The 22,225-nt window shown below is 71.6% G+C and carries 17 protein-coding genes; 6 read left to right on the forward strand and 11 right to left on the reverse strand.

What is annotated here, in order from left to right; all coding sequences use genetic code 11:
* Nucleotides 1-2 precede the first annotated feature (2 nt).
* Both AB0368_RS26340 and AB0368_RS26345 read left to right on the forward strand, forming a co-directional pair.
* Nucleotides 3-1,190, forward strand: a complete 1,188-nt coding sequence (locus tag AB0368_RS26340) for a histidine kinase (RefSeq protein WP_366156636.1) — start codon at nucleotides 3-5, stop codon at nucleotides 1,188-1,190.
* Nucleotides 1,187-1,810, forward strand: coding sequence for a response regulator transcription factor (locus AB0368_RS26345; protein ID WP_366156637.1), 624 nt, complete (start codon nucleotides 1,187-1,189; stop codon nucleotides 1,808-1,810). The genes AB0368_RS26340 and AB0368_RS26345 overlap by 4 nt, the downstream gene beginning before the upstream one ends.
* 12 nt (nucleotides 1,811-1,822) lie before the next feature.
* Here the strand turns inward: AB0368_RS26345 and AB0368_RS26350 are convergent, their stop codons facing one another.
* From AB0368_RS26350 to AB0368_RS26370, 5 genes are all read right to left on the reverse strand, one after another.
* Entirely contained in the window at nucleotides 1,823-2,659 is an 837-nt protein-coding gene (locus AB0368_RS26350) for an alpha/beta fold hydrolase (protein ID WP_366156638.1), read from the reverse strand.
* Nucleotides 2,660-2,750: 91 nt separating this feature from the next.
* Nucleotides 2,751-3,389, reverse strand: a complete 639-nt coding sequence (locus tag AB0368_RS26355) for a LysE family translocator (RefSeq protein ID WP_366156639.1) — start codon at nucleotides 3,387-3,389, stop codon at nucleotides 2,751-2,753.
* 75 nt (nucleotides 3,390-3,464) lie between these two features.
* Complete coding sequence (locus tag AB0368_RS26360; protein WP_366156640.1) at nucleotides 3,465-3,995, reverse strand: hypothetical protein; 531 nt, start codon at nucleotides 3,993-3,995, stop codon at nucleotides 3,465-3,467.
* A gap of 119 nt (nucleotides 3,996-4,114) precedes the next feature.
* The gene (locus AB0368_RS26365; protein WP_366156641.1) at nucleotides 4,115-4,429 is read right to left on the reverse strand and encodes a hypothetical protein; all 315 of its coding nucleotides are present in this window, start codon (nucleotides 4,427-4,429) and stop codon (nucleotides 4,115-4,117) included.
* 48 nt (nucleotides 4,430-4,477) lie between these two features.
* Nucleotides 4,478-4,978, reverse strand: coding sequence for a flavin reductase family protein (locus tag AB0368_RS26370; protein ID WP_366156642.1), 501 nt, complete (start codon nucleotides 4,976-4,978; stop codon nucleotides 4,478-4,480).
* A 278-nt stretch (nucleotides 4,979-5,256) separates the two neighbouring features.
* On the opposite strand from AB0368_RS26370, the gene AB0368_RS26375 reads away from it, so the two are divergent.
* Together AB0368_RS26375 and AB0368_RS26380 are read left to right on the forward strand one after the other, a co-directional pair.
* Nucleotides 5,257-6,693 carry a cytochrome P450 gene (locus tag AB0368_RS26375; protein ID WP_366156643.1) on the forward strand — a complete coding sequence of 479 codons (1,437 nt, stop codon included), beginning with the start codon at nucleotides 5,257-5,259 and terminating at the stop codon, nucleotides 6,691-6,693.
* A gap of 403 nt (nucleotides 6,694-7,096) precedes the next feature.
* Entirely contained in the window at nucleotides 7,097-7,669 is a 573-nt protein-coding gene (locus AB0368_RS26380; protein ID WP_366156644.1) for a winged helix-turn-helix domain-containing protein, read from the forward strand.
* A gap of 42 nt (nucleotides 7,670-7,711) precedes the next feature.
* On the opposite strand, the gene AB0368_RS26385 is transcribed toward AB0368_RS26380, so the two are convergent.
* Complete coding sequence (locus tag AB0368_RS26385) at nucleotides 7,712-8,575, reverse strand: hypothetical protein (RefSeq protein ID WP_366156645.1); 864 nt, start codon at nucleotides 8,573-8,575, stop codon at nucleotides 7,712-7,714.
* Between the two features lie 228 nt (nucleotides 8,576-8,803).
* On the opposite strand from AB0368_RS26385, the gene AB0368_RS26390 reads away from it, so the two are divergent.
* Nucleotides 8,804-10,066 (forward strand): FAD/NAD(P)-binding protein, encoded by a 1,263-nt coding sequence (locus tag AB0368_RS26390; protein ID WP_366156646.1) that lies wholly within the window; start codon nucleotides 8,804-8,806, stop codon nucleotides 10,064-10,066.
* Between the two features lie 207 nt (nucleotides 10,067-10,273).
* On the forward strand, nucleotides 10,274-11,317 hold the full coding sequence (locus AB0368_RS26395) for a S1 family peptidase (RefSeq protein WP_366156647.1): 1,044 nt from the start codon (nucleotides 10,274-10,276) through the stop codon (nucleotides 11,315-11,317).
* A gap of 57 nt (nucleotides 11,318-11,374) precedes the next feature.
* Here the strand turns inward: AB0368_RS26395 and bla are convergent, their stop codons facing one another.
* The 5 genes from bla to AB0368_RS26420 all read right to left on the reverse strand — a co-directional run bounded on the left by bla (nucleotide 11,375) and on the right by AB0368_RS26420 (nucleotide 22,124).
* On the reverse strand, nucleotides 11,375-11,962 hold the full coding sequence (gene bla, locus AB0368_RS26400) for a class A beta-lactamase (RefSeq protein WP_366156648.1): 588 nt from the start codon (nucleotides 11,960-11,962) through the stop codon (nucleotides 11,375-11,377).
* Nucleotides 11,963-12,007: 45 nt separating this feature from the next.
* Nucleotides 12,008-14,818 (reverse strand): glycosyl hydrolase, encoded by a 2,811-nt coding sequence (locus tag AB0368_RS26405; protein WP_366156649.1) that lies wholly within the window; start codon nucleotides 14,816-14,818, stop codon nucleotides 12,008-12,010.
* A 126-nt stretch (nucleotides 14,819-14,944) separates the two neighbouring features.
* Nucleotides 14,945-20,770 (reverse strand): metallophosphoesterase, encoded by a 5,826-nt coding sequence (locus AB0368_RS26410; protein ID WP_366156650.1) that lies wholly within the window; start codon nucleotides 20,768-20,770, stop codon nucleotides 14,945-14,947.
* Nucleotides 20,763-21,116: a CU044_2847 family protein gene (locus tag AB0368_RS26415; protein WP_366156651.1), complete on the reverse strand. Its 354-nt coding sequence runs from the start codon at nucleotides 21,114-21,116 to the stop codon at nucleotides 20,763-20,765. The genes AB0368_RS26410 and AB0368_RS26415 overlap by 8 nt, the downstream gene beginning before the upstream one ends.
* A 117-nt stretch (nucleotides 21,117-21,233) precedes the next feature.
* Nucleotides 21,234-22,124 carry a hypothetical protein gene (locus tag AB0368_RS26420; RefSeq protein ID WP_366156652.1) on the reverse strand — a complete coding sequence of 297 codons (891 nt, stop codon included), beginning with the start codon at nucleotides 22,122-22,124 and terminating at the stop codon, nucleotides 21,234-21,236.
* Between the last annotated feature and the right edge of the window lie 101 nt (nucleotides 22,125-22,225).

A 22,225-nucleotide genomic window follows, 5' to 3' on the forward strand; every position in this document is an offset into this window, starting at 1 on the left:
CCGTGGGATGGGTGGGCCGGCTCTTCGACGCGCGCGACACGCTCGTGCGGATGCTGCTGCTCGACCTCAGCGGCCTCAGCTACCTGCTGTTCACCGAGGGCGACCGCCGGACGACCGGCCAGCAGTGGTTCCTCGCGCTGCTCGCGTTCACCGCCGCGCTCACCCTGCACCGCCACCGCCTGCCGAATCTGCTCGTCCAGTCGGCCCTGCTGGCCGTGGCGTTCGCGATGCTCGACGATCCGACGATCCATCGGGTGGGAACCGGCTGGGCTCTGTTCGAGCTGACCATGGCGGCGTCGCGCCCACTGCTGATCTGGGGTGGCGCAAGCCTCGTGGCGGCCATCTACCTCGTCGCGGGCTATACGCGCGACTTGGCCTCGTGGGTCTCGCCGCTCTCCGGCGCGATCGCGATGATCGGCCTGCCGGTCCTGCTGGGACTGGTCATCCGGACCACCCGCGAGCTGGGCCGCCAGGCCGAGGCCAAGGCCGCGGCCGAGCACCAGCAGCGCGAGTCGGAGAGCCGGGCGGCGCGCGCCGACGAACGCAGCGCTATCGCCCGTGAGCTGCACGACGTGGTCGCCCACCACGTCGCCTCGATGGTGCTGCGGGTGGGCGTGGCCCGGCATGTGCTGCCGGATGTCGATCCCCGGGTCGCGGACGTCTTCGACGACGTCCACCGCACCGGCACCGCGGCCCTGGCGGACCTGCGCAAGCTGGTCTCGGTGTTGCGGGATCCCACGGTACGCACGGACGCGGCGCTCACCGCGATCGACCCGACGTCGCTGCCCACGGCGCTGGCGGCGGCCGTGTCGACGGCGGAGCAGGCGGGGCTGACCGTCGACTGCGCGATCGGCGACGGGGCCGCGACCCTCGACGCGGTCCGCGGCATGGCGGTGCTGCGCCTGACCCAGGAGGCCCTGACGAACGTCGCGAAGCACGCGGGCCCGGCGGCCCGAGCCCGCCTGCGGGTGGACCTCGTCGACGGCGACGTGCTCTGGTCGGTGAGCGATGACGGCGGCGGCACCGCACCGGCGCTGCCGTCCGGCGGCGGGCACGGGCTGACCGGGATGCGCGAACGGGTCGAGGTGCTGGGCGGCCGGCTGACCGCCGGCCCGCACGACGGCGGCTGGCGGGTCGAGACCGTGCTGCCGGCCACGGTTCCGGCCGACCGGCCGGGCGGCGCCGGATGATCCGCGTCCTGCTGGTGGACGACCAGCCGCTCATCCGCGCCGGCCTGCGCATGCTCTGCGAGGCCGAACCGGACCTGACGGTGGCCGGCGAGGCCGGGAACGGCCGCGACGCGATCACGCTGGCGGCCCGCCTGACCCCCGACGTCATCGTCATGGACCTGCGCATGCCCGGGGTCGACGGCATCACCGCCACCGCCCGCATCCTGGCCGAGCGGCCCGCCGCCCGGGTGGTGGTGCTGACCACGTTCGGCGACGACGACCACCTCTACCCGGCGCTGACGGCGGGAGCGTGCGGCTTCCTGCTCAAGGACGCACCCCCGGCGGAATTGCTGGACGGGATCCGGCGCGCGGCATCCGGCGACAGCCCGTTCAGCCAGGACGTCCTGAGCCGGCTGGTCCGCCGCGCCGTCGACGCCCGGGTGGGGGAGCCGAAACGGGTCCCGGGCCTGACCGCCCGGGAGCGCGACGTGCTGGACCTGGTGGCGGAGGGCCTGTCGAACACCGAGATCGCCGAGCGGCTCCACATCGGAGTGACGACGGTCAAGACCCACGTCACCAGCCTGATGGCCAAGACCGACAGCCCCAACCGGGTACGCCTCGCCCTCTACGCCCGCCGCTGAGCCCGATCGCTCCTAGAGCTGGTGGCGGGCCAGCCATGCTTCGACGTCGTCGATGACCGGGCCCGGGGCGCGGCGGGCCCACAGGAAGTGGTCGGGGACGGCCTCGATGCGGGCCCGGTCGACGTGCGGGGGCAGTCGCCGGGCGAGGTGGTCCACCGCGGCCGTCGGAATCATCCGGTCGCCCGCGATGCCGGCGAGCAGCACGGGTATCTCCATCCGGGCCAGCGCCGCCTCGTAGTCGGTGCGGTCGCCGTGCAGCCGGTACCGGCCGTGCCGGGCCTCGTACGCCCAGTCGGTGATCAGCGTGCGCGGTTGCCGGCCCGCGAAACCGAGCCGGTGACCGGGCCAGTAGCCGAGCGAGCAGGTCACCGCGCCGACGAAACGTACGCCGGCCGCGCGGCGGGCCCGGCCCAGGGTGCTGCGCCGGGCGGCCGTGGAACTGGTGCCGGTGCCGAGGGTGACGACGGCGTCGGGGCGTACCGTGCCGGCGGCCCCGGAGAGCAGGGCCAGCTGGCCGCCGAGGCTGTGTCCCACCAGGACCACCCGGCCGGCGGAGGCGACGGCCGGGTCGGCGAAGACCGCGGGCAGGTCGACCCGGACCAGGTGGGCGTACCCGAAGGACTCCTTGCGCAGGTTGCCGACCGGGCTCTGCGGCATGCCCCGCAGCTCGACGCCGACCACGTGCCGGCCGCGGGCGGTCCAGGCCGCGAAGAGCTTGCCGTAGTAGGCGAGCGGGACGCCGAGGGCGGGCAGGAAGACGATCGAGGCGGCAGTGCCGGGTGCGCCGTACTCCTCGACGGTGAGGGTGAGCCCGTCCGGGGTGGCGACGGCGTGCAGGCGCGGTTCCATCCGGACAGCCTCACACACATGATCAAAGGCCGGGAACCCGTGGCGGCGAGTTCCCGGCCTCGCGGGCTCCACGGTATCGCGGATCGGCCGGTCAGGCGGGCCGGACGCGGTCGGTGGCGAGGTGGACGGCGATCGCGCCGAGCACCGTACCCATCAGCCAGCGCTGCATCCGGAGCCAGCCGGGGCGGCGGGCGAGGAAGACCGCGACGGTCCCGGCCGCGCAGATGATCGCGAGGTTGACCGCCAGGCTGACCAGGATCTGTACGCCCCCGAGCACGAACCCCTGAGCCAGCACGTGGCCGGCCTCGGGCCGCACGAACTGCGGGATGAGCGACAGGTACAGGATCGCGGCCTTGGGGTTGAGCAGATTGGTGAGCAGCCCCATGGTGAACAGCCGGCGCGACGAGTCGACCGGCAGCTCGCCCGGCGTGAAGACCGACGTCCCGCCCGGGCGCAGCGTGCGGATGGCGAGCCAGCCCAGGTACGCCGCCCCGGCCAGCTTGACCGTGACGTACGCCTCGGGCACGTGCACGAAGACGACCGACAGGCCCAGATTCGCCGCGGTGAGGTAGGCGAGGAACCCGAGCGCGACGCCGCCCAGGGAGACGATGCCCGCCCGGCGGCCCTGAGTGATGCTGCGCGAGACGAGGTACATCATGTTGGGCCCGGGCGTCAGCACCATGCCGAGTGCGACCGCGGCGACCCCGAGCAGCGAGGCGACGGTGATCATCCGCCCAGCCTGCCGGGGCGCCGGGGGGACCACGAGTACCAATACGTCACCCGTGGCCCGCCGGACCCCCTGGGCTCAGGCGGCGACGTCGACGAGGTCGCCGTTGGTGAGCACGTTGCGCAGGGCGCCCAGGTCCACGCCTTTCTTCTGCAGCAGCTTGACCAGTTCCGTCGCGCTGGAGGCCTGGCTGCTGACGTCGTCCTCGCCCATGTCCAGCAGCTCGCTGAGCCGGCTGAGCTTGGACGAGTCCTGCACCCCGGTGTTCTCGCCACGCGGGCCGCCCGGCGGGCGCGGCGGCATGCCCTTGGTGGAGGCGATCTTCTCGGCCATCGCGGTCGCGTCCACGCCACCGGTCCCGAAGACGGCGTCGCTCGGCATGCCGGCCTTGATCGCGGTGATCAGGTCGTCGTGCGAGACGCCCTGCGCGGTGGCGACGTCCTCGAGACTCTTGCCGTCTTTGAGCTGACTCTTCAGATCGTCGGCGCTCAAGCCCAGCTTCTCGGCCACGGCCGCCATCGGGTTCTGGCGCTCGCCACGCCCGGCCGGCGGGGGCGGCGGCGTGCGGTACGTGCTGGTCGCGGAGCTCAGCGAGCTCATCGACGTCATGGGTGTTCTCCTCCTCGGCGGGACCGGCGGTCGGCCCGTACACCAGGGGGATTCGGCGCGGCCCGTTACGGCCTGCGGCTTTGACAGCGCCTTCATAGGAACCCACAGGTTCCCCACGGCTACGCCCCGATGCGGGCCTTGATCGCGTCCACCGCCTGCTTCGCGGTGAGCAGATCGGCGCCCGTCTCGGCGCGGTACGCCCGCACGGCGTGGACCGGCCGGCCCTGCCGCACCAGCTCCTCCACGGCCGGGTACTCCGGTTCCGGCACGGTCGCGCCGAGGTGGGCGATCACCGCGTCGAGCTTGTGCTCGATGGCGGCCAGGCGCGCGGCCGTACGCCGGCGGTCGCGGTTCGTCGACGCCGACGCCGAGAACACCGCCATGATCAGGCCGAGGATGAGCAGGACCAGCGGGGCGACGACCAGGAACTCCATGCGCCGATCCTGACAGGCACCAGGCGAGTCAGCGAGCCGGTCGGCGCACTACGCACTCCGCTTCAGGTGCGCGTAGCTGCCGTCGTGATAGACGAGCGGGGTTACCGAGGCGTCCTCGTGGTGCTCTCCGGACGACGGCGTGGCCAGCACGATCGTGTGGTCGCCGGCGTCGACCCGCTGGGTGACCCGGCAGACCAGGGTGGCGAGCACGCCCTCGAGCAGCGGTACGCCGTCCGGCCCGGTTCGCCACGCGCCGTGCGTGGCGAACCGGTCGATGCCGCGGGTCGCGAAGGTGCGCGCGACCTGCTCCTGCTCGCGGGTGAGCACGTGGACCGCGATGGTCTCCGCTGTCTGCACGGCCGGCCATGCCGAGGCGGTCCGGGCGAGGCAGAAGGAGACCAGCGGCGGGTCGAGGGAGACCGAGGTGAACGAGGTGGCCGTGAAGCCGGCCGGCGGGGTGCCAGGCGCGGTGATCACGACGACAGCCGCGGCGTGGCGCCGCAGCAGGGAACGGAAGAGGTCGGCGTCCACGAGCGAGCTGACGGTCATGGGTTCCCCTTCGGGCGGTGACGAGGGTGTGGTCCACCAAGTGGGACGATTGAAGCCTTGGCGGGGCTCGAGCATCCGCCGTAGGGAGTGGGCATGGGCCCTACCGTGCCCCCCTCGCTGGAAAGATGTCAATGTCGATCCCATATCCTAGTAAACCTATGGGGTACGGGTTACATATCGAGCCGAAATCGCTTAGAGTTGGCCTCGAGGCAGGTGCGATCGGGAAGGGAGGCGGGCGCCAGGTGCACATCGGGGCGGTCAGCGACGACACTGGATGCATGGTGGACACCAGCCGTACCTCCGCGACCGTCCGTACCGTCGGCGATCTTCCCGGTCCGCGGCCCCTTCCCGTCCTCGGCAACCTGCCGGAATTCGTGCGGGGCGGCGTCGCGAACCGCGTGCTGGAACGGTGGTGTGACGCCTACGGGCTGACCTACCGGTTCCACCTCGCCCGCCAGGAGGCCGTCGCCACCGCGGACCCGGCCGTGGCGGACGTCGTGTTGCGGCGCCGGCCCGGCGACTTCCGGCGCAGCGCGGTGATGTCGCGGATCATCGACGAGATGGCGCCGCACGGCGTGTTCACCGCCGAGGGGGATCGCTGGCGCCGCCTGCGCAAGGTGGCCGCGCAGAGCCTCAACGCCGCTTACCTGCGCCAGTACTTCACCACCATCACCCGGGTCACCGAGCGGCTGGAACGGCTGTGGCGCGCCGCCGCGGACTCCGGGGATCGGGTCGACGTGCTCGACTGCACGATGCGCTACACGCTGGACGTGACGGTCGGCCTGGCGATGGGTCACGACCTGAACGCGCTGGAGCACACCGGCGACGGGCTGCACCGCCGGCTGCCGATGCTGTTCCCGGAGCTCGCGCGGCGGATCCAGGCGCCGTTCCCGTACTGGCGGTATGTGAAGTTGCCGCGCGACCGGCGCCTGGACGCGACCGTGCGCGAGATCGAGGATCTGGTCCGCGACCGGTTCGCCGAGGCGCGGAACCGGATCGCGGCCGGTGCGGCGCCGGCCACGTTCCTCGAGGCGCTGGTCAAGCCGCTGGAGAACGAGCCGGCCGCCACCGACGAGGAGGTCTTCGGCAACGTCCTCACCATGCTTCTCGCGGGCGAGGACACCACCTCGTCCACCGCGGCCTGGGCGATCCACTACCTCGCCGAGAACCCCGCTGAGCTGCGCAGGGTCCGCGCCGAGGCCGACGAGGTGCTCGGCGCCGAGTGGTTCCCGTCCGACCCCGCCACGGTGAGCCGCCTCCGGTACGCGCAGGCCGTGGTCGACGAGACGCTGCGGCTTCGGCCCGTGGCGCCGTACCTGGTCCTGCAGCCGACGGCCGACGTCACGCTGGACACTCAGGACGGTCCGCTGCGGGTGCCCGAGGACAAGCTGATCTTCGTGCTCACCTCGTACGGCGCGCTGCGGGACCGTGGACGTTTCCCGGAGCCGGACGTGTTCCGCCCGCAGCGCTGGCTCGACGGGGACCTGCCCGCCGAGTCCCTGCCGTTCGCGCCGTTCGGCACCGGCCCGCGGTTCTGTCCCGGCCGCAACCTCGCCCTCATCGAGGCCGCCGTCATCGTCTCGGTGCTGTCCCGCGCGTTCGATCTGGAGCCGGACCATTCCGCGGGACCGGTCACCGAACGGACGACCTTCACGTCCTTCCCGCAGAATCTGAACGTCCGGGTACGGCACCGCGCAGATCGGCGAGAACCGTGATGCGAAATGGTCAAATGTGTGCGGCGTCACTTTTCCGGGCATCGATGATCAACCCAGGTGCTTTCGGGGGAAAATACTCCCGCATCGTGGATTTGTTTTGACCGGAGTGGACGCAGCGAGAAGGATTGATGACATGCGGTTGCGCGACGTACGACTGACGTCCCGCCTCGCCATCGATCTACTCCGGTGTGCGAGCGCCAGATGTTGCGCTGTCGGGCCGAACCGGTGAGCTGAGTCTTCCGGATGCTGTGCTCGGGTCGGCGATGATGCCTTTCCCGGCCGTTCCCTCTTTCGCGTGAACCTGTGCGCATCGATGCGCCACTAAACCTATCCCACACATGGGAGAAGTATTGTTCACCCGCCGCCGACACCCGGCAGCGGTGACACCCTCCGGAGGCAATGCATGTCTGTTCTCGCCGTCGCCGACCTGTCCCTGAGCCGTACGGCCCCCGCCCGCCGCGGCCCCGCCGGTCGGCCCCGCCTCACCCGGTTGCGCCCGCTCTCCGCCGGCAACGCCTCGTCCGTGACGGTCACCATCACGCTCGGCTCGCCGGGATCCGAGGAGAGCGAGCGGGTGCTCGCCGCCCTGCGCGACCTGGTGGAGGCCGCGGGCCCCGGCACCGACGTGGCCCTGGACCCGCCCGCGCCCGTGGTGGCGGCCCGCCCCGAGCCGGCGTCCGCCGGCCTCCGCCTGGATCTGCGGCCGCGCAGCGCCACCCTGGACGGCCGGACGCTCGACCTCAGCCGGCTGGAGTACGAGCTCCTCGTCTTCCTGGCCCGCAACCCGCGGCAGGTGTTCAGCCGCAGCCAGCTGCTGGGCCACGTCTGGGGCCACACCCACACCACCGTGCGGACGGTGGACGTGCACGTGAGCCGGCTGCGGACCAAGCTCGGCGACCCGGACTTCGTCACGACCGTGTACGGGGTCGGCTACCGGCTCTCCGAGGACGCCGCGATCACCGTCAACGAATTCTGATCTCCCCGGCCGCCGGCGTTGCCGCGCCCGCGGCCGGGGCGCTCAGCCGGTGCGGTGGTGCTTGCGCACGAAGGTGTAACCGGGGGCGAGGGGATCCGCCACCTCTTCCTCCTCGACGGCCCGCTCGTGCAGCGACACCTGCCGCTCCGACGGGTGGGCCCCGGGCGGGAGCCTGCGGACGAAGCCGTTCACCCGGTGCTCCCGGCGGTCCGCGTCCGGCGCATCCTCGTCGTCCGGATACGGTGCCGGCTCCACCAGCGGTGCGTAGAACAGCATCTCGGCCGGCTTCTGTCCCTCGACGGCGGGATAGGACGGGTATCCCGCCGAGTCGAGGCTGCCGGGCACGCGGGTGAGGTATCCCTCGCGGATCAGCTGGTCGACGGCGTTGCGCAGCAGGAACGTCCCGCGGGCGCCCCGGCCGAGCCCGCAGTGCTGCCCGAGCCCGGGCTCGGGCAGCAGCGCGCTGCCGTCCTCGAAGATGCGGCCCAGCTTGCGCACCGCGTGCAGCACCTTCCCGCGGTTGGAGCCGTCCGCGGCGAACTCCCGGGTGACGACGCGCGGGTCGTATTCGTGGAAGTAGTCGACGCCGTCCACCCGCATCGGTTCGTCCAGGGCGGTGGTGCGCACCAGGATCTCGTCCTTGCCCGCCTGCCACGAGACGCTGACCAGCACGCCGGGGCGGACGTCGGACGGCCAGGCGATGCCGCTGAACTGCCATTCCACGTCCTGCCGCAACGGAGCCTCGAAGACCTCCCGCGTGGGCGTGTTGCCGCGGTCGCGATGCTCGAGCACGAGCGGGGTGTGCTCCCGGCCGCGCAGGCTTTCGACGCACTCCTCGGGGGCGGCGCATACGCCGCCGTCGAGATCTGCCTGCCAGAGGGCCGAGCGACGGGTCACCCTTCCCATGATCCACCTCCCTGAGCCGGCGGCGCGCACCGAAGATACCCCGCCACTCTCCCGGGGAGTCGCCCGCACAGCGAGAAGCAGTCACAGGCCGGTCGCCCCCGAGCCGAGGGGGCCGGCGGCGGCCATCCGGATGGTGGGACCGGATGGCGTACGGTGACGAAACCGGCGTGCTCCCTGGCGCGAAAAGGCGATTTTCCCTATCGTGTTGATAGGAGATAGGGAGGTGCCATGCGGCGCACGGTGGCGGTGGTCGGAGGCGGGTGCTCCGGCGTTCTGATGACGCGGGAGCTGCTGCGATGCAGCGACGACGACGTCGTCCTCGTCGAACCCGGGGAGCCGGGCGGCGGGGTGGCCTACGGCAACGCCCAGCCCTGGCACGTGCTCAACTCGCGAGCCGGCGCGATGAGCGCCGATCCCGGCGACGCCGATCACTTCGTGCGCTGGTCCGCAGCCGCCCCGGCCGAGTTCCGGCCGCGCCGCGAGTACGGCCGCTACCTGCGTGAGGTCTTCGACGAGGCCGTCGCCGGCGAACCCGGCCGGTTCCGCCTGCGTCCCAACCGGGCGACCCGCATCGCGGGGGACGCCGACGGTGGCACGGTCGTCCTCGACGACGGTACGGCGGTACACGCCGACCACGTCATCCTGGCCACCGGCGGCCTGGCCCCTGCCCGCCAATCCCTGGAACACCCCCGCTCGATCGACGATCCGTGGGCGCCCGGCGTGCTGGAGGCGCTCCCGCCCGACCGGCCCGTACTGCTGGTCGGCACCGGCCTGACCGCCATCGACGCCGCCCTCACCCTCACCGCCGACGGGCGCCGTACCGCGCCGGTGGTCGCCGTGAGCCGGCGCGGGTTGCTGCCGCTGGCGCACACCGCCGAGGCCACACCGCCGGCCGCCCCGGCGCTGGACGACTGTGCCACGCTGCGGGACGTCGTCCGGGCCGTACGGTCCGCCGCGGGGGAGGCGGGGGACTGGCGGCCGGTCGTCGACGGGATGCGGCCGTTCCTCGACCGGCTCTGGACCGCGCTGACGCGTGCGGAGCAGGACGCCTTCCTGCGGCACCTGGCCCGGGCCTGGGAGTGTCACCGGCACCGGATGGCCCCCGAGATCGCGGCCCGGGTGGTCGCCCTGCGCGAGGCGGGGCTGCTGGAGATCCGCCGTGGCGGGGTCGCCGCCTGGCCGGGCCTCGCGGACTACGCCGCGGTCGTGAACTGCGCCGGGCCGGGACGGCTGCCGGGCGCCGCGGACCCGCTCGTCGGTGGCCTGCTCGACACGGGCCTCGCCCGGGTGGGTCCGCACAGCCTGGGGCTGGACATCGACCCGGCGGGCCGGCTGGTGGGCGCCGACGGCCGCCCGCACGAGCGGCTCTGGCTCATCGGCCCGCTGCGCCGGGGCGCGCAGTGGGAGACGACAGCGGTGCCGGAGATCCGGGCCCAGGCGCATCGCCTCGCCACCGATCTCCAGGCGCGCCCGGTGCCGGTGGCCGCATAGCAGACGATCGTTAACGCTCGTCGGCATCCCGGTTGAGTGATAACCCGATGCTATGGCACCGACGAATCCCCAGGTCAGGGCCGGTTTGATGAACATCTAGGTGAGGCTCGTGAGTCTTGAGTTGTCATCGAAAGTTCTCAATACTGCGGATGGCACTCGGTATGCCGGGCTTCCGGCGTACCGCCCCCATCCCCCTGGGAGGACCCCGTGCGTAACCCCGGCTCCAAGCTCGGCCGACCGATCGTCGGCCTGGCCGCCGTCCTGCTCGCCGGCAGCGCCTTCGCGTCACCCGCGTCCGCCGCCCCGGCAGGCCCCGCCGCCGACCCCTCGTTCGCCACCTCCGCCCTCGCCACCAGCCTCGACACCCAGCTCGGGGCCAGGACCGCCGGCTCGTACGTCGACTCGGCCGGCAAGCTCGTCGTCAACGTGACGGACGCCGCCACGGCGCGGTCCGTCACCGCCTCCGGTGCCACCGCGCGCTACGTGCCGCGCAGCGGTGCCGCGCTGGCCGCCGCCGACTCCACGCTCAAGGCGACGCTCAAGACGCCCGGCACCTCGTTCGCCCTCGACCCGGTGAGCAACCAGATCCTCGTCACCGGCGACAGCACGGTGACCGGCGCGAAGCTCGCCACCGTCAAGGCCGTCGTGGCCAAGCTCGGCGACAAGGCGCGCTTCGAGTCGGTGCCCGGCACGCTGAGCCCCACCATCGTCGGCGGGGACGCCATCTACACCGGCGGTGCGCGCTGCTCGCTCGGCTTCAACGTGCGCAGCGGCAGCACGTACTACTTCCTGACCGCCGGTCACTGCACCAACATCGGCTCCTCGTGGAGTGACGGCTCCACGACCATCGGTTCCCGGTCCGGCACCAGCTTCCCGGGCAACGACTACGGCATCGTGCGCTACACCAACACCAGCATCTCGCACCTCGGCTACGTCGGCGGCCAGGACATCACGAGCGCCGGCACCCCCGCGGTCGGCAGCACCGTCTACCGCCGTGGCAGCACGACCGGAACCCACTCGGGCCAGGTCACGGCGCTCAACGCGACCGTGAACTACGCCCAGGGCTCGGTGTACGGCCTGATCCGCACCACCGTCTGCGCGGAGCCCGGAGACTCGGGCGGCTCGCTCTACTCCGGAAGCACCGCGCTGGGTTTGACCTCCGGCGGCAGCGGCAACTGCTCCTCCGGTGGCACTACGTTCTTCCAGCCGGTGACCGAGCCGCTCGACGTCTACGGCGTCTCCGTCTACTGAGCATTCCTCCACCACAGAAAGGCCCCGGCCGCCCGCCGGGGCCTTTCTGCACCCTGATCAGAGCCGCCCGAGCGAGCGAACGACCGCGGTCGCCGTACGGGCGATGAGGGTGTTGTCGTAATCGTCGTCCGCCGCCCGCCGGTTGGTGTAGATGGCCAACACGAGCGGCGCACCCGTGGGCGGTTCGACGAGCGCGATGTCGTTCGCCGCGCCGTACGCGTCCGACGAGCCGGTCTTGTCGCCGACGGTCCAGTCCGTCGGCAGCCCGGCACGGATGCGCGCGTCGCCGGTGGTGTTGTTGCGCAGCCACCCGACCAGTCGGGCGCGGTCCTCGCGATGCAATGCCGTGCCCAGCGTCACCGCCTGAAGGTTGCGTCCCATCGCCTTCGGCGTGGTGGTGTCGCGGATCTCGGTGGGCGACCAGTCGTTGAGCTCGGTCTCCCACCGGTCGAGGCGGGTGACGGGATCGCCGAGGCCGCGGGCGTAGCGCGTCACGGCCTCAGGGCCGCCGAGCTGCCGCAGCAGCAGATTGGCCGCGGTGTTGTCGCTGTAGGTCAAGGCGGCCTCGCACAACGCCTCGACGGTCATGCCGTCCTCGACGTGCAGGCTGGTGATCGGCGAGTACGCCACGACATCCCCAGGCATGTGAAACGGCGGCCCCCACGCGGGAGGGCCGCCGTTGCCGGGCTGCTAGTCGGTGCCGCAGCCGGCGTACACCTTGAACTCCCAGAGTGAGTAGCCCCAGGGCGTTCCTCGCTCCGTGCCGCTCATCCGGACGTAGCGGGCGGTGCCGGTGACCGGCACCGTCCGGGTCCCGGCCGCGCCGTCGGTCACCGTCGCGGCGGTGGTCCAGCTGGTGCCGTTCGTGCTGGTCTGGATCTGGTACGCCTTCCCGTACGCCGTCTCCCAGTTCAGCTCGACCCGGCCGAGCTCCTGCGCGGAACCGAGGTCGACCTGCAGCCACTGCGGGTCGGCGAACGAGCTGGACCAGCGGGTGGCGGTGTCGCCGTCGACGGCGAGGTTCGCCGGGAACGCGGCGGACTCCGTCGACGACGCGGTGGCCGTGTGGCCCTGCGAGAGCAGCGGTCCGCCGGTGCACGGCGTCTCCGGATCCGTTGGCGGGGTGGTGGTTCCGCCCCCCGTCGCGTTGCCGCCGGTCCAGTTCAGCGCGCCGGTGGCGACCGTACGCCCGGCCGGCACGTTCAGCGTCCTGCCGTCGGAGAAGGTCACGGTCAGGGCCGTGTTGGTGATGTTGGATGCCACGTACGTCCGCGCGCCGTTCTTGGTGAAGACCTTGGCCAGCGGGTGGTTCGCGGTCACGCCGGTGTCGACCTGGCCGAGGGCGGCGAGGTTGCGGATCCAGTGGAACGTGTGGGCCTTGCTCTCGCCCTCCTCCGGCGTGTACGAGCCGGTGGCCCGGAACTTGGCGAGCGCCGCGTCCGGGTCGCCCAGGGCGAGGTACTGCCAGAGGATGTCGCGCCAGGCCGTCGGCTCGCCGCCGTTGTTGCGGACCATCTCGGCGTACGTGTCACGGACGGCGGCCGGGTAGTCGCCGAGGTAGAGCTGCCCGCCGGTCATCGGCAGCATGTTGATGCCCACGACCATCGCGTGTTCGCCGGAGAACCAGGTCGCGTACGCGCCGCCCGAGCCCCAGACGATCGCCGAGTAGTTGTGCCCCCAGGTCGCCGGGAAGTTCTCGTTGCGGACGTCGAACCAGTATTCGTTGATCGCCGCGGCCTGCGTGGTGTGCAGCCAGATGCCGGCGTCGCGAACCTTGGTGTTGCCCGTGGCCTGTCCCCACTGGATGAGCGCGTTGGCGAAGTTCTGGCCCTCCGACGAGGACTCCTGGTTGTTGCCCGCCCCGAACGCGCCGTGCCCGGAGGCCCAGTCGTGACCCTCGTAGATGTCGAAGTCGCGCAGGTACGGGAACCGGGTGTCGCCGCGGTCGTAGTTGTTGGCGTCGCGGATCAGCAGGTCCACCATGCCGCCGTAGCGGGCGCTCGAGGCCCACGACGGGTCGAACTTGGCGAGGGTGGCCGCCGCGGCGACGTAGTAGCCGTAGTGGAAGTGGTGATCATTCAGGTCCTCGTCGGAGGCGTACGACGCCGGGTAGCCGATCAGCGTGCCCCAGTTCTTGTCGTAGTAGAACACCCGCGACGTCTTGCCGGCGGAGGCGGTGAACCAGTCCGTGAGTCGCGTGCGGATCTCGTTCAGCGCCGAGTCACGGACCGAGGTGAGGTTGAGCTGGTCGGCGATCTCGGCGATCCGGGCCGCGCGGCCCAGGCCCTTGCCGGTCCAGTAGGTGTCGTCGCCCCGGAAGTCCGACGGGTTGTTGAGCTCGTCGGTGAGGAACGTCGTGATCTGGGACTGGTCGGTGCCGCTCGAGTCTGCGACCGCCGGGATCTCGGGGAGTACGCCCGTGTACTTCATCGACGTGCTGAACGACGTACCCGTGACGACCTTCATCGCTCCGCGCGGCGAGACGTAGGTGCGCGCCAGCGGGGTCGCGCCGGTGAGGGAGCGCCACTGGTGGGGGTAGAGCGCGATGACCGTGCCCGAGCCGCTGCCCTCGCGCGCTGTCGTGGTCACCGAGTACGTCGTGTTCACCGTGCCCGCGTTCTGGTCGTACGTGTACGAGACGCGGGTGCCGGTCACGTGGTTGTGCGCGTACTGGCCGAAGGTGTCGGCGAGGGCGATCTTGTCCGCCGTGCTCGCGCTCGACAGGGTCGGGAGCACCGCGACGGAGAAGTAGCCCTTGCCCGCCAGGCTCGACCGGATCGTGCTGCCGCTGACCGTCCACGTCGAACCGGCCGGCCCGTACGCGACGTAGTCGTGCCCGCCGATCGAGAAGCCGACCCGGTTGCCGCTGTTCTCCCACGCGGTCGGCGGCCCGGTGATGGTCAGGAGCGCGTCGCCGCCGGTGATCTGGTAGTACGACATCGGCAGGCCGTGACCGATGGTGGCCTTGAGGGTGCGGGTCCCGTCGTTCCACGAGGGTGTGACCGTCCAGTCGGTCCACCCGTCGACCAGCGCCTGCGAGGCGTTGAGCCCGGCGACCCCGACGACCACGTGCTGCGCGTACGGGTAGTGGTACTCGCCCAGCCCGGTGGCGCTACCGCTGATCGCGGCGTCCGTCTGGTAGGACAGCCCCAGCCCGCTCGCCACCGGCCGGTACGAGGCCGGCCCGGCGAACAGCGGCTGCGAGAAGTTGCAGTCGTCGCCCTTCTTGAACAGCAGCGACGACCACCAGTCGTTGGTCGGCACCGCGCCCGTGGGCGCGTTCGGAGTCACGTACTGCCGCGGGTTGGTGGCCAGCGAGCCACAGCCGTTGGGGAGCTTGGCGCCGGCGGGCAGCGTCTCGGTGTAACTGCCGGCGCCGATGGTCGCCGCGTCGGCGGATCCGGCGACGGTGACGGCGAGTACGCCGGAGCTGAGCGTGACGATCGCGGCGGTGGCCAGGCCGGCGAGGCGGCGCCGGCGTCGGGGGAGCGGGGGATGCATCAGGTGCCTCCGGTGGGGTCGGGGGGCCCTGAACCGCGGTGGGGGACTCCGCGGTGAAGGGTGTGAGAGCGCTCTCACGATGCGGTGAGGCTAACTGTCACACGCTTTTTTCGTCAATGTTAACGGCTATACATTGACATGGCGGATCCTCGCCTCCGGAGGAAGGACCGCGACGCCGGCCCCGAGCTGGGCGACCCTCGTGTCGTAGGGGTCGAGCTCGCCCGGCTCGAAGCGACACAATTTGACGGCCCACCAGAGAATGTCGCCGGGTTCTCCCGACAACTTGTAACTCCCGTCCGGGAGAAGAGCCGCGTGGCCGCCCTCGGGCAGCGGGACGAGAGTGACGAGGAGATCGCCCGCCGCGCCGTCCCAGATCCGCACGGTTCCGTCGTTCGAGGTCGTGGCGAGCAACCTGCCGTCGGGGGAGAAGGCCACCCCGTACACCGCGTCGACGTGTCCGGTGAGGACGGTCCGGACGGCGCCGGTGGCGACGTCCCAGATCCGTACCGCTCCGTCGTTGCAGGCGGCGGCCACGACCGAACCGTCAGGGGCGAAGGAGAGGCCCCAAAGCTGCGTGTGGCCGGACAGGACCGTCCGGACCTGGCCGGTCGCGACGTCCCACAGGCGGGAGGCCTCGTGGTCGGGCGAGGTGGTGGCCAGCAACCTGCCGTCGGGCGAGAACGTCACCCCCCAGAGACGTTGCGAGCGGCTGTTGCGAAGGGTGTGGCGAGTGGCGCCGGTGGCGACGTCCCAGATCCGGGCCTCCCCTCGGACCGATGTGGCGGCCAGCAGGCTGCCGTCCGGGGAGAAGGCCACCCCGTAGACCGCGTCGGTGAGGCCGGTGAAATCCTTGCGGCTGCGGCCGTTCGCGACGTCCCAGGAGAGCACGTTCCCGTCGCCGCAGGCTGCAACCAGCAAGCGGCCGTCCGGGGAGAACGCGACTCCCCACAGCAGTTTGCTCATGCTGGTCTTCCGGCGGGCACCCCTGGTGAGAGCGGAACGGAAGGCGCCGGTGGCCGTATCCCAGAGGCGCGCGGTCCCGTCCTTCGACGTCGTGGCCAGCAGCGTGCCGTCCGGGGAGAATGCGACGCCGGTCGTGTCCTCGGTGTGGCCGGTGAGATGCGCCCGGGTGGTGCCGGTGCCGATGTCCCAGATCCGCGCGGTGTTGTCGGCCGAGGTGGTGGCGAGCAGGGTGCCGTCCGGCGAGAACGCCACCCCCCAGGAGAAGTGGTGAAAGACCCTGGTGGTCTGGACCCGGACGGCGCCGGCGGCAATGTCCCAGATCTGGGCGGTGTTGTTGGCCGAGGTGGTGGCGAGCAGGGTGCCGTCCGGGGAGAACGCCACGCCGGTCACGTCGTCGACGTGACCGGTGAGGGCGGTATGGCCGGTGCCGGTGGCGACGTCCCAGATCTGCACCGTCTGGTCGTTGGACGCGGTGGCCAGCAGCGTGCCGTCCGGCGAGAACGCGACCTCGTTCAACGTGGCGAAGTAGACGGAGGAGGTGGCGAGGGTGGTGCGGATGGTTCCGGTCGCGATGTCCCAGATCCGTATGGCGTCGAAGCTGGCGGACGTGGCCAGCAGCGTGCCGTCCGGGGAGAACGCCACTGCGTTGACGCCGGTGGGGTGCCCGGTCAGAGTCGTCATGACGGTGCCGGCGCCGACCTGCCAGATCCGTACGGTGTGGTCGTTGGAGGCGGTGGCGAGCAGCGTGCCGTCCGGTGAGAATGCCACTCCCCGTACCGCGTCCTCGTGGCCGGTCAGAGCAATGCCGGTGCGGGCGCGGACGTTCCAGATCCGTGCGGTGTGGTCGGCGGATGTGCTGGCGAGCAGGGTGCCGTCGGGCGAGAACGCCACGCCGTTCACCGGCTTGGTGTGCCCGGTCAGCACGGCGTCGCTGGTGCCGGTGCGAATGTCCCAGATGCGTACGGTGTGGTCGTTGGACGAGGTGGCGAGCAGCGTGCCGTCCGGGGAGAACACCACGCCGTTCACGCTGCCGGTGTGACCGGACAGGATCCTGAGGAATCGGCCGGTGTCCACGTCGGCGATGCCCGCGTTGCTGCCCACGGCCAGGGCGAGGAGGTCACCCGCGGCATTGAAGGCGAGCGCGGCCGGCCGGCCCGACGGGAGGATCATCGGCTCGCTCCGGTCGACGCCGACCACGGCCACGGAATCCCACTCCACCGGTGCTTCCGTGTCGGATCCCACGGTGTCGATGCCGTCGACTCCCAGCAGGCCGGCCCGCCGCCAGCTGCTGCCGGTCAGCACCGCCTCCCGCAGCGAGCCGCCGATCAGCTGGGCGCCGTCCAGGCGCGCCTCCGTGAGGTCGGCGCCGGCCAGGTCGACGTCGATGAGCCGCATGCCCCGCAGGTCCGCCCCGCGCATGTCCGTCTGCCGCAGGTCCCGGCCCGCGAGGTCCTGGCCGCGCAGGTCGACTCCGGCCAGCTGCTGCCGCTCCAGCACCTCGAACTCGTCGGGCAGGGTCCGGGCGACGCGCGCGAGGACGGCCAGGGCGTTCTGTTTCGCGGTGGCCGGCGCGTCCGTCGCGGCGACGATCGTCCGGGCCCAGAGGTGCGCCCTCCCGGGATCGGCCAGGTCGATGAAGAAGTCGACCATGAGCCGGGACATCTGCCGGCTCCCCAGGAGGTCGTGCGACCCGTCGGTGACGACCTGGCGGGCCGCGGCGTCGGCGACGAGCCATTCCATGACCGAGGCGTGGACGAACGCGAACCCCCCTTCTTCGGTACGCACCAGCAGCGAGCCCGAACCCACCGCGTGGGCCACCTGGTCGATGTCGTACCCGCGATCGGCGAGGGCCGTCAGGGTAGAGGCGACCGTGGCCGTCAGCGTGCCCAGCGCGATGACGGGCGATGTCGAGGACCACAGGCGCACGGCGAGCTCCGTGCAGGCGGCCAGGCGTTCCCGCGCGGCCAGCGTCGGCAGGCCGTGCCGGTGCGTCTGCCGCGTGGTCTCCCCGATCAGCCAGTGATCGACCAGCTCGTGGTAGAGCTCGGCGGCGCTGATCCGCCCGGACTGGGACTGGATCTCCCGCAGCCGGTCGTCGTCGAGCGCGGAGATCCAGGCGAGCATCCGGGGATTGCGGGACAGGCCGAGCAGGTCCTCGATCTCGTTGAGGACGGCGAAGCGGGCCGCCGCCCGGGCCTCGTCCCCGCCGTACTGGTTGGCGAGGAAGGTGAGGATCTGCTCGGGGGTGAAGTCCTCCAGCACGACGATGCGGGACGCGCCCAGGCCGGCGATGCGCTGCCCGAGAGCTGTACGCACCTGGTCGTCCGAGAGGAAATGCTGGGTACGGCTCGTGAGCACGACCTTGGCCTGACCGGTCACCGAGCTCAGCAGCACCTGCAGATAGTCGGCGGCGTTGTCGTAGCCGACCCGCAGCTCGAGCTCGTCGAATCCGTCGAACAGCAGGGCGACCCGGCCGGACCGGATCATGTACTCCAGCTTCCGGGAGTTGAAGTCCTCGACACCCTGGCGGATCAGATACTGGGCCAGCAGTTCGTCGATCGAGGGCGCCTTCTCGAGGCTGCGCAGCTCGATCAGGATCGGCAGGACACCGGGCAGCGCCTCGGACATGGTCCGGGCAAGCTGGCGAAGCAGGGACGTCTTGCCGCGGCCGAAGTCGCCCAGCACCATCAGGAACCGGGCGGACTCCGCCCCCAGCCAGTCGATGACCTGGTCGAGGAGGTTCTCCCGGACCTCGCCGGCGCGGGCGCCGAGCAGGCGATAGCGCTGCTGCACGTAGAGGCTGCCCGGATAGAGCGGGTCGGCGGCGAGCCGCTCGGACTGGCGCTCGGCCAGCGTACGGAGATCGAGCAGGCCCTGGTATTCCACGAAACTGCGCACGGTGCGAAGCCCGGCGTGCCGCGCGTAAAGCACGAGTCCGGGGCCCGGTGGCCGCCCACTGCAAACCAGTTCGGACGGTACGGTCGGATCCGCCGCCGCGAACTGGGCATGGACGGCGGCGAAGTCGTCGACTGAGGCCTCGGTCAGCTCGCCGTCCACCACACCGACGGGCCACTGGATCGTCACGCCGTCCGTCCGGCAGGTGACCCGCAGATATCCGCGGTCGGGGATCGGCGTGACCACGGCCGTGGGGAAACGGATGGCCGTCGCCTCGAGGACCCGGTCGAGGAAGGACATGCTCGGCGCGGTCGCGGGTTTGCCGGTCGACTGCGCCGACTCGCCGAGCTTGTGGGCAGCGTCGGGGAAAGTGGCGTGGACGCCGTCGAACCTCTGCCGTTCGCGCACCCGCCAATCCGAGCCGCTGTCGCTGATCCGGGGATCGCTGATCCAGCGCTTCTGGCCGACCGCGTACTGGCGGGCACAGCGGGTCACGCCCTCGCCGTCGATGGTGAGCAGCTGGTACTGGTTGGGCACCTCGGTCGGGCGCGCCGGCGCGTCGACCGCCGCGCTCCCGGTCGACAGTGCTACCAGCCCGGACGGGAGCCGGTGCAACCGCGCGTCGTGGGTGTGACCGTGCAGCAGCAAATTGAGCAGGCGGGGCTGCCCGAGCCAGCGGTCGAGATCGTCGGCGTCCCGCAGGTTCTCGTCGTCCCGCGCCGCGCCGCGCACCGCGTTGTGGTGCACCACCCCCAGCCGCAGCCACCCCCGGTCACGGTAGGACTCCAGCCGATCGGCGAACCACCGCAGCTGCTCCTCGCCCAGCCAGCCGTAGTGGTCCTCGTCCCGGTGGCTCTCGGCCATCGTGGAGTTCAGGCCCGCCACGACCACCGCCAGGTCGGGCATCTCGAACAACGTCCAGGGCTCCCCAGGGCTGAAGACGACACCGGGCACCGGGTCGTAGAAGCCGCGGAACATCTCGGCGAACGGTTCCCACTTGGGCCAGTACGGAGGGGCGACCGGCTGCTCCTCGCCCTCCTGGCGCAGGAAATAGCCTTCGCACAGCTTGCGGTTCACGTCGTGATTGCCCGGGACGACCACCACCCGGTGCCGCGGCAGTTGCACCGCCTCGGACAGGGCGACGAGGAACCTGCCGACCTCCTCGAACTCGCTGCGCAGCCCCCACTCGGCGAGGTCGCCGGAGACGACCACGAGGTCCGGGCGCAAGCCGGGATCCGCCGCCAACCGGTCGAGGTCGTCGTGCAGCCGCTGGAAGAGGGTGTCCCGGGCCTGGTCGGCGGCGGTGAGGCCGTTGCCGCCGAACAGGTGGTGGCGGCCGAACTGCGGGTCGGACACGTGGAGCACCGTCAGGGGACCTTGCCGGGTACCACCGTCGCCGCCGGGCCCCTTCGCGCCGGCGTACGGGCCGGACTTGCCGCTGGACCGGGCGAAGACGTCCGGCCACACCTGGCGGAGCCGGTCGGCGCTGATCGCGTAGCCGTCCCTGACTCCGGTGCGGCCGGGCGTGGTCTCGGCGAACAGTCCCGCCACCCGGCCGGTCACGCCGTCGAACACCGGGGTGCCGCTGAAGCCCCGCTGAGCCTGCCACGCCGCGTCGGCGTCACCGTCGAGCTGGATCCGGCCGTTGCCCACCGTGCCCCGGATGATGGCAGGGGCCCACACGCCGCCGGCGCGGTGCAGGGGACGGCCGAACATGTGCACGTCGGCACCCCGGGCCGGCGGATTCACCAGCAGCAGCGTCGGCCGCGCCCCCGCCGGAGGACCGGTCAGCAGGGTCAGCAGCGCGATGTCGTCGCCGGCGCTGCGATCGCTCGAAGGGGGGACCCACCGCTCCACCCGGGCCTCCACCACGTCGGAGGAGTGGTCCCCGAGCAGCGGAAAGCCGACGCTCACCACGTCCGTCGGCGGCTGCTGCGCACGCTCCGGACGCTGCAGGGCCGCGTTCACCACGTGCGCGCAGGTGAGCACACGGCGCTCGCCGAGCAGAACGCCCATGCCGACGGACTGCCCCGTCGCACCGACGACGCAGACGATGGCTGCCTGGGCGTCCTCGTCGGACCAGCGTTCAGGCAACGGGCCCGGTCCCTCCCGGTCGGCGGCTGCCGTTCTTCCATTTCAGGGTGACGGTGAAATGCACTTCGGTCGAGCCCTTCGCGACGACCACTCCGGTCTCCGCACCGAGCACAATGCCGAATTCGACGGTGACCTCGTCCGGCGTCATCGCCATCAGGCGATCATGAACGGCCTCCACCGCCGGCTTGAGCTGATCGAGCGCGTCCTCCAACGGCTGCGCGGCACGGGCGATGATCTCTCCCGGGCGTACCGCGGCCAGTTCCAGCTCATCGGGTATGTCCTCGGGGGTCACCTGCACCAGAAGGCGACCACCGGAATGGACTGGGACCTCCACCAGATATGTCATTTCCCGTCCCGTATCGCGGCAGATGGTGAGCGGGGGAGTCGTACCGTATCACCGAATTGGAGGGTCCAACATGGCCGGTTTATCGGAATGGGGCTCGGCAATTCAGCCTTGTTCCGCTCAGCCCTCTTCCGCCACCCGCTCCTCGCCCCGCCGGCGCAGCAGCTTGAGCCCCGGCAGGCCGATGATCGCCAGGTGCAGGTCGTTGGTGACCTCGAGCAGGGCGTGCAGGTCCGGCCCCACCTGGTCGAGCTTGCCGAGCAGCGGCATCACGTCGTGGCTCAGGTGCTCCCGCAGGCGGGGCAGCTCGTCGATCATCTTGATCGCCGCCGTGACCTCCTCGGGCGTCAGCTCCTCGATGAACCGGGCGGCCAGCGGGGCCGCCCGGCGCAGCGTGGGCGCGTAGCCGTCGAGCAGCTCGCGGGCCTCCGCCGACGTGGTCTGCGCCTGCTCCACGATGCCCGCCGCCGTGCCGGTGATCCGGGCGACCTCGTCGACCGCCAGCGCGACCGCCGCCAGGATCGCCTTGGTCTCCCGGATGGCCTCCGCAGCGTCCACGGCGGTGCCCCCGACGCCGGCGACCAGCATCCCCGCCTCGCCGGCCGTCCGGTCGACCCGGGCGATGAGCCCCTCGGCGTCGGCGGCCGTGCGGTCGACGCGGGCGACCATGCCCTCCACCGCGATCGCGGTGCGGTCGACCCGGCCGACGAGCGTCTCCGCCTCCGCGGCCGTGTGGTCCAGGCGGGACATGAGGGTCTGCGCGCCGCCGACCGTGCCGCCGACCCGGGCGATCAGCGCTTCGGCGTCGCCGACCGCGCGCTCCACCCGGCCGATCAGGCCGTCGGCGCGCTCGGCGAGCACGGTGATGCGGCTGACCAGCAACTCCGTCTGGCCGAGCAGGCCCAGCAGCCGGATCGGCACGGTGGCCACAGCGGCGGCCGTTTCCACCACTTGAACGACGGCATATCGGGAGAATTCGACCAGGGCGGCGGGGGAGGGCAGCAGAGCCATGCCCACCATTGTGCCCAGAACCTTCGTCACCAACCGTGCACGTGATCATGCCGAGAGTCGACCGGTTTGGGATCTCGCGCCGGGCACGGCACTATGCATGG

The organism is Actinoplanes sp. NPDC051475 (genome assembly GCF_040689425.1).
Classification (GTDB): Bacteria; Actinomycetota; Actinomycetes; order Mycobacteriales; family Micromonosporaceae; genus Actinoplanes.

Coding starts and splice junctions, on each gene's coding strand:
- AB0368_RS26365 (WP_366156641.1), bottom strand. CDS start 4,429: ATGGAGTTCCTGGTCGTCGCCCCGCTGGTCCTGCTCATCCTCGGCCTG.
- AB0368_RS26355 (WP_366156639.1), bottom strand. CDS start 3,389: ATGATCACCGTCGCCTCGCTGCTCGGGGTCGCCGCGGTCGCACTCGGC.
- AB0368_RS26350 (WP_366156638.1), bottom strand. CDS start 2,659: ATGGAACCGCGCCTGCACGCCGTCGCCACCCCGGACGGGCTCACCCTC.
- AB0368_RS26360 (WP_366156640.1), bottom strand. CDS start 3,995: ATGACGTCGATGAGCTCGCTGAGCTCCGCGACCAGCACGTACCGCACG.
- AB0368_RS26375 (WP_366156643.1), top strand. CDS start 5,257: ATGGTGGACACCAGCCGTACCTCCGCGACCGTCCGTACCGTCGGCGAT.
- AB0368_RS26370 (WP_366156642.1), bottom strand. CDS start 4,978: ATGACCGTCAGCTCGCTCGTGGACGCCGACCTCTTCCGTTCCCTGCTG.
- AB0368_RS26345 (WP_366156637.1), top strand. CDS start 1,187: ATGATCCGCGTCCTGCTGGTGGACGACCAGCCGCTCATCCGCGCCGGC.
- bla (WP_366156648.1), bottom strand. CDS start 11,962: ATGCCTGGGGATGTCGTGGCGTACTCGCCGATCACCAGCCTGCACGTC.
- AB0368_RS26385 (WP_366156645.1), bottom strand. CDS start 8,575: ATGGGAAGGGTGACCCGTCGCTCGGCCCTCTGGCAGGCAGATCTCGAC.
- AB0368_RS26420 (WP_366156652.1), bottom strand. CDS start 22,124: ATGGCTCTGCTGCCCTCCCCCGCCGCCCTGGTCGAATTCTCCCGATAT.
- AB0368_RS26415 (WP_366156651.1), bottom strand. CDS start 21,116: ATGACATATCTGGTGGAGGTCCCAGTCCATTCCGGTGGTCGCCTTCTG.
- AB0368_RS26405 (WP_366156649.1), bottom strand. CDS start 14,818: ATGCATCCCCCGCTCCCCCGACGCCGGCGCCGCCTCGCCGGCCTGGCC.
- AB0368_RS26380 (WP_366156644.1), top strand. CDS start 7,097: ATGTCTGTTCTCGCCGTCGCCGACCTGTCCCTGAGCCGTACGGCCCCC.
- AB0368_RS26390 (WP_366156646.1), top strand. CDS start 8,804: ATGCGGCGCACGGTGGCGGTGGTCGGAGGCGGGTGCTCCGGCGTTCTG.